General features: G+C 74.0%; 5 protein-coding genes. 2 read left to right on the top strand and 3 right to left on the bottom strand.

Annotated features, from left to right (window positions below; genetic code table 11):
• Positions 1-539 (top strand): DUF695 domain-containing protein (locus B4M60_RS11325; protein WP_291083810.1); only part of this gene is annotated, 539 nt, incomplete at its 5' end.
• Here B4M60_RS11325 and B4M60_RS11320 read toward each other — a convergent pair.
• A complete protein-coding gene (locus B4M60_RS11320) occupies positions 493-2154 on the bottom strand; it encodes a type VII secretion protein EccE (RefSeq protein ID WP_291083807.1) in 1662 nt (553 codons plus the stop codon). The genes B4M60_RS11325 and B4M60_RS11320 overlap by 47 nt on opposite strands.
• A 118-nt stretch (positions 2155-2272) precedes the next feature.
• On the opposite strand from B4M60_RS11320, the gene eccB reads away from it, so the two are divergent.
• Complete coding sequence (eccB, locus tag B4M60_RS11315) at positions 2273-3736, top strand: type VII secretion protein EccB (RefSeq protein ID WP_291083804.1); 1464 nt, start codon at positions 2273-2275, stop codon at positions 3734-3736.
• Positions 3737-3760: 24 nt separating this feature from the next.
• On the opposite strand, the gene mycP is transcribed toward eccB, so the two are convergent.
• Both mycP and eccD read right to left on the bottom strand, forming a co-directional pair.
• Positions 3761-5146 carry a type VII secretion-associated serine protease mycosin gene (gene mycP / locus B4M60_RS11310; RefSeq protein WP_291083801.1) on the bottom strand — a complete coding sequence of 462 codons (1386 nt, stop codon included), beginning with the start codon at positions 5144-5146 and terminating at the stop codon, positions 3761-3763.
• Positions 5143-6277 (bottom strand): type VII secretion integral membrane protein EccD (gene eccD / locus B4M60_RS11305; protein WP_291083798.1); only part of this gene is annotated, 1135 nt, incomplete at its 5' end. The genes mycP and eccD, both read right to left, overlap by 4 nt.

Below are 6277 nucleotides of genomic sequence, written 5' to 3'. Positions count from 1 at the left end.
TGTGCGGCGAGGCCGCGGTGGAGACGTGGGTGGGCAGGATCCGCCCCAACGCCATGGCCCCGGGGGACGACGCCGTGCCGCTGGCGGAGCTGCCCGGGATCCTGCGCGAGCTGGCCCGCGACAACCGGGACGAGACCGGCGCGCCGGCGTGGCAGATCCTGCACGGGGACACCGACCGGGGCCCGCTGGTGGCCATGGTGCGGGTGCCGCTGGTGGCGCTCTCGGCCCCGGAGTTCGACCGCCACGTCGCCGTCCGCGTGCCCTATACGGATGTCGAGGACGGGGGGCTGCCGGGGGCCCGGTCGCTGCCCGGCCTCCGGGACCTGGAGGACCACCTGGTGGAGCGGCTGGAGGGCAACGGCGAGTGCGTGGGCGCGGAGAGCTGCGCGGGGGAGCGCCTGCTGCACTTCTACGTGGACTCCACCACCCCGGCCGACGAGCAGCTCCGCGTGGCCGCGTCCGGGTGGGACCAGGGCCCGGTGACCCTGACGGTCACCGACGACCCGGGGTGGCGGGAGGTGCAGCACCTGCGGGTGTGAGGTCCTCCGGTGCCACGAGCGGGCCCACGAACCCCTCCTCGCCGGGACCGTGCACCACGGTCACCCGATGGGCGTCCCCGGCGCGTGGCTCCACCGAGATCCACCCCTCGATCCGGGCGTCCAGCACGAGGTCCGGCGGCGCCACGGACGACCGGGCGATGGCTCCCGCAGCGTCCGAGTCCGCTCGGTGATCGATGCCCCAGTCGGCGTCCACACGAATGACGGTGGGCGGTGTGACGTCCGGACCCCCGGGGCCCGCGAGGGCATCGATCCGTCCTTCGCTGAGCGGCCCGTCGACGTCCCAGAACACCGCGTCGACCGGGGCACCGGCATCCGAGGCCCCGGGCTCCACGATCCGGAATCGGCTCTCGTCACCGATTCGCGACAGCGGGCGCCATCGGTCGGGCAGGTCGGTCACCACGGCGACCCGGTACCCCGCGGCAACTGCACGGAATGCCACCTGACGGCACAGCGCAGGCCGGCCGGCAAGGAGGACGGACCGCAGGTGAGGCCCCGCCAACTGGAGGGCGGAGGCGCTCCCGGTTCGGGTGGCGCCGAGGATCTGACCGGCCCCGTGGGCGGGCGGGGCGAGCGCGTCGAGTTGATCGATCCGGCGCCGGATGACCGACCCGGCCACCGCATCGGGGAGGGATTGGCCGGGGATCGGTAACACCTGTGCGGACGGTAGGGGGTCACACGCGGTGGGCATCTCGGCTGGGGACCCCGCCGAGAGCCCGACCAGCCCGACGGTCGCGACCACATCGACCACGTCGTGGCGGCCCTCGACCCGGCGGATCCGGATCACCTCGGTGATGTCCGAGGCGCGCACTGCGGCGAGGCCGTCGATGACCTTCCGCGCATCCGCCCCGGGCCGTATGACCATGCCCACGCCGGGGGCGGCCTCGGCCTCGGCCTTGAGGTACCTCTCGGCGAGTTCGGCGGCGTCGAGGACCCGGCACGGGACGCCGTGGTGGACCAGCGACCGCCGGAGTCGCTCGGTGGCCACCGCCACGATGTGGTCGAACGAGCCCACCGTGTCCGGAGGGGCAGCCGTCGCGAGCCGGCCCAGGTCGAATCGCAGGAACACGTGGACGCGCCGGTGCGAGATCAGGGCGAGCGGACCCACGAGGGAGCTGTACACCTCGCCGTCGGCTCCCGTCGCCGCGCGGCGACCGTGCACCACCACGTCGATCCCCTCGAGCATGACCCCGCCCTGGTCGAGCTGCCGCGCCACCGCGGCCAGGGGGAGCCGGACACCGTGGAACCCCGCTGGATCATCGCGGCCGACCTCGGTGGTCACCAGGGATCCCGCGGTGATCTCCACGGCGGTGGTCACCACCCGGCCACCCTCGACGCAGCCCACCAGCGAGAGGTCGGGGCCGGTGAGGTCGACCACGTCGACCGCGGTGCGGCGGGGCCGAGCCCGGCGGGCGACGAGCGGACGACCCTGTCGGCGAAGGGTGAACGCGCAGGCGATCAGTCCGGCCGCGACGAACTGGGCCCACGGCTGCCACGGAGGCGGGCCGATCACGGTGATCACCAGTGAGAACACGAGCACAGTGACGAGCGCGGGCAACGTGGGGAGTGCAGTGGGAGACGGCGTGGGAGACGTCATCGACCCACCCTCCTCACCTGGACGTGTGGCGCGCAGGGGCGCCGGGGAAGACCGGCCACGGGGCCCGGATCCTGGCGTACCCTACCCCCGGTGCTCCCCGCCGCGGGGTGTCACATCCGTGGAAAGGGACCAGGCCGTGCCGCTGAAGCCCACGACCAAGGCGCAGGTGGACGGGCATCGCTTCCTGTCCCGCCGGGCCCGGCACGCCCTTGTCGCCCGGGACGTCAGGATGCTGCACGATCCGCTCCGGCGCCAGACCGTCGGGCTCACCGTGGGTGTGGTCGCGGCAGTCCTCGGATGCGCGGGGGCCGCCGTCCTGTCGCTGCTCGACCCGGCGCCGGATGTCGATCGTTCGATGATCATGGTGGGACGCGAGTCCGGGCAGATGTACGTCCGCGTCGGGGACGCGGTCCACCCGGTGTTCAACCTGGCGTCCGCACGTCTCGTGTTGGGTCGGCCCCTCGACCCGGACATCGTCCGCGAGACCGACGTCGCGGGGACCCGACGCGGGGGGTTGCTCGGCATCCCCGGCGCCCCCTCGGCTCTCCCCGCCCAACGGGACGAAGCCGGTGCGGCGGCGGTGTCGTGGACGGTGTGCGACGTGGTCGTCGACGCCGACCGCGGCAGGCCGCGGGTCGCCTCGACGAGTGTCGTCGCACGAGAGGGCGTGGCGGGTGCCGGCCGCGACACCGCCGCGAACGAGATCGCCCTGACGAGCCAGGACGGTGCGGGTTGGCTGCTCGGGAACGGTACCCGCGCTCGCATCGACCTGGAGGACGCAGACCTGTTGTCGATCCTCGGGTTGGGTGGGGTGGACCCGCGACCGGTCACGGCGGCGTTGATCGATCCGCTCCCCGAGGTCGACCCGGTCGCGCGCCCGGTGATCGAGATGGCCGGCGAACCGGTGGACTACGGGCTCGATGGACTGTTGATAGGGCAGGTGTTCACGGTCGACACGGCCTCCGGGACGCGCATCTACGTCGCCCTGGCCGACGGAGTGCAGGAGGTCGGCCCGGTGGTGGCCGACGTGATCCGGTCCACCACGACGGTGGGGTCCGTGGCATCGGTGGATCCGGACCGGATGGGGGTCCCGCACTCGACGGCGTTGGACGTCGAGGCGTTTCCCACCGAGCGTCCGGAGGTGCTCGACACCGGCGACTCGCCCGTGCTGTGCGTCCGGGACTCCACCGGGGCCGATGCCGCGGGTCGGCGGGTCACACTGGTCGCCGGCGCTGCGGAGCCGGGCCCGGGCGAGGTTCGTCCGGTCGCGGGGTCGGACGGAGGTGGGCCCGCCGTCGACGCCGTCGGCATCCCGGGTGGCGGCCTCCTGGTGGCAGCGGCGGGTCGTGGGACCTCGACCCGCAGTCCGGTGACGGCGATAGTCTCCGACACGGGCGTGCGATTCGACGTCCCCGACGCGGAGACCGCCGGCATGCTCGGCATCGGCGGGACGCCGACGCAGGTCGACGGCGGAACCCTCGACCGTCTACCCGCCGGACCCCGGCTGGACAGGGAGTCCGCGCTCGTCAGCCGCGACGGATCCGATCTCGGGCTCGCGGAGTACGAGACACCGGTGGGGTGAGTCGTCACGTCGGCGCGTGCGGAGTCAGGGACGTCCGTCCTGTCCGGGTCGGAGGTGACGCCGGTGGAACAAGGCGACGACGACGAGCACGATCGTCCCGATCGTGAGAGAGCCGGCCGCCACGACCGCACCGGCGCCTGCACCCGCCGGTCCGGGGTCGGGGGTGGGGGCGGCGATAGACGTGGTCGCCGGAGCACGGCGGGAGGGTCTGCGGACCCCCGTCACGGCGGCCACCGGGTCCACCACCCCGTGGCCGACGGTGAAGTCGCGCCCGCCGGCCGCAGGGATCGCGGTGTTCTGGATGCGTGCGATGACCTGGCGGGCGGTGAGTCCGGGGTGGGCCTGGCGGACGAGTGCGGCCGTACCGGCGACGAACGGGGCGGCGAAACTCGTGCCGCTGATCGGGGTCCGTGAGCCGTCCCCCTCCACCACGAAGTCCGAGATCCCGGCCCCGTCGGCGCCCACCGACCTCAACCCGGCAGCGGGTGCCGCGACGTCGACCCACGGGCCCCGGAGCGTGAAATCGGTGGGTGCCCCGTCGGCGTCGACCCCGCCGACGGTGAGCACGTGGTCGTCGTACCACGCGGGGGAGGCCACGGTGAGCACGTCGTTCCACCCGTCGTCACCGGGCGAGGTGGGGTCGGGGACGCCGGGGTTCTGGTCGCCGCAGGCCTGGCTGACGTTGCCGGCGGCCGCGACCAGGACCACGTCGTGGTCCACGGCCGCGTAGCGGACCGCGCCGCCGAGGGTGTCGTCCTCCAACGGCGTTCCCGCGGGCACGCACGCGACCTCGGAGATGTTGATGACCCCGGCCCCCGCGTCCACGGCCGTCCGGATCGCCCGTGCGAGAGTCGACAGCGTGCCGACGCCGGATCCGACCGCCGGGTCACCCGCGTCCCGGTGGGTCGCGCGCAGGACGGTGCTGGACTGGCGGATCGACACGATCTCCACGCCGGGCGCGACCCCCGAGTGCCCGGTCGCGTCCTCGGTGGCGGCCAGCACACCGGCGACCAGGGTGCCGTGCGCGTCGCAGTCCTCGGTGCCGTTGCCGCCGCGGACCACGTCGCCGGCCCCTCGCACCCGCGGTAGTCGGGGCCCGGGGTTCACTCCGGTGTCGATGACGGCCACGACCTGTCCCTCCCCGCGGCCGTGGATCCATGCCCCGTGAAGGTCCGCGGCCGTTGCGTGGGCAGGACGTGCGGCCGGGTCGAGGACGGCCGCGGTCGTCCGGCAGGGACCGGCGAGGCGCAGCTCGTCGGGCCCGGTCGCACGCGGGTCCAGCACTCCGGCGTCGGGAACGGGACCGTCGATCGCCGGCCGCTCCAGCGAGGCCGCGAGGGGAGCGCCGAGCATCTGCGCTCCGAGGATCGCTCCCACGGCGAGCAGAGAGACCGGTCGGACGGTCCTCATCGATGGCGGACGACGGAGTACACGTCCATGGCACCCACCGCGAGGGGGACGACGATGCAGATGCAGATCCCCTCGATCGTGCCGATTGCGCGCAACGACGCGGGCGAGAGGTCGACATGGGGGAGCGCCGCTGACGCCAGGACGACTGCGCCGGCGACGGCGACCGAGGCGGGGACCACCACCGCCACTGGTGAGGGCTGGGCGACGGCCGCGCCGATGAGCACGCCGGCCGACAGTCCGAGCGCAGAGACGAGCAGCACCGTGGTGTGCACACGATCGGCGTAGCCCAACCCGCGCAGGATCAGGACCACGCACAGGACGAGGGACAGGGGCGCCGCCCATCGGGTGGACCCGGGCCCCCCGGTCAGCGAGATGAGCGACCCGGCCACACAGACCGCGCCCGCGGCCGCCAGCAGGCCGGTGAGCCAGGACCGCGAGGTGAGGAACCGGTGGCGCAGCACCGCCGGGGTGGGCAGAGGCCCGCCGGAACGTGGGTCATCGGAGTCCCGGGTGCGGATGTCGTGGTCGATGTCCTCGAGATCGCCGGCCTCCACGTCGCCACCCGGCGCGGGGACGGGCGGGATCGGGATGCGAGCCGCCGAGACGGCGACACGGGGCGCGGCGGTCAGAAGAAGCAGGCCGACGAGGACGGTGCCGGCGCCGACGGCATGGAGAGGGATCCGGCTGGATGCGACGACCGTCGAGGCGATCGCTCCCACCGACAGCGCCACGGTCGACGCGAGGTACGCCGACGCCAGACCGTATGCGCGAGGGGGCCCGGGCCGGAACACGGTGAACCGAAGAACTCCCGACAGGGCCGCGCCCGCGGTCAGCCCGCCCACCAGGTGGCCGGCACCGGGAGGGACACCGCTGACGGTCGACGCGGCGAGGATGGTGAACCCGACGGCACACGATCCTGCGACGGCATGAGCGGAAACCGGGGCGGATGTGGTGCGGAGCGCCAGCACCGCGGTCAGGCCGAGGGCCGCCAGGAGCGCTCCGGCGGAAGGGACAAGGGCTCCACCCCCGGACCACCATTGCACGGTCAGGGCGACCGCCGAGGCCGCCGCCGCCATTGCGGTCGTCGCGGTGGCGAAGGCCACGGCGTCCGCTCGAGCCCATGCAGGCGAG

The organism is Dietzia sp. UBA5065 (assembly GCA_002415925.1).
In the GTDB taxonomy this organism is placed as follows: Bacteria; Actinomycetota; Actinomycetes; order Mycobacteriales; family Mycobacteriaceae; genus Dietzia.
This window is presented reverse-complemented; position numbering and strand designations above follow the sequence as displayed.

Coding starts and splice junctions, on each gene's coding strand:
- B4M60_RS11320 (WP_291083807.1), bottom strand. CDS start 2,154: ATGACGTCTCCCACGCCGTCTCCCACTGCACTCCCCACGTTGCCCGCG.
- mycP (WP_291083801.1), bottom strand. CDS start 5,146: ATGAGGACCGTCCGACCGGTCTCTCTGCTCGCCGTGGGAGCGATCCTC.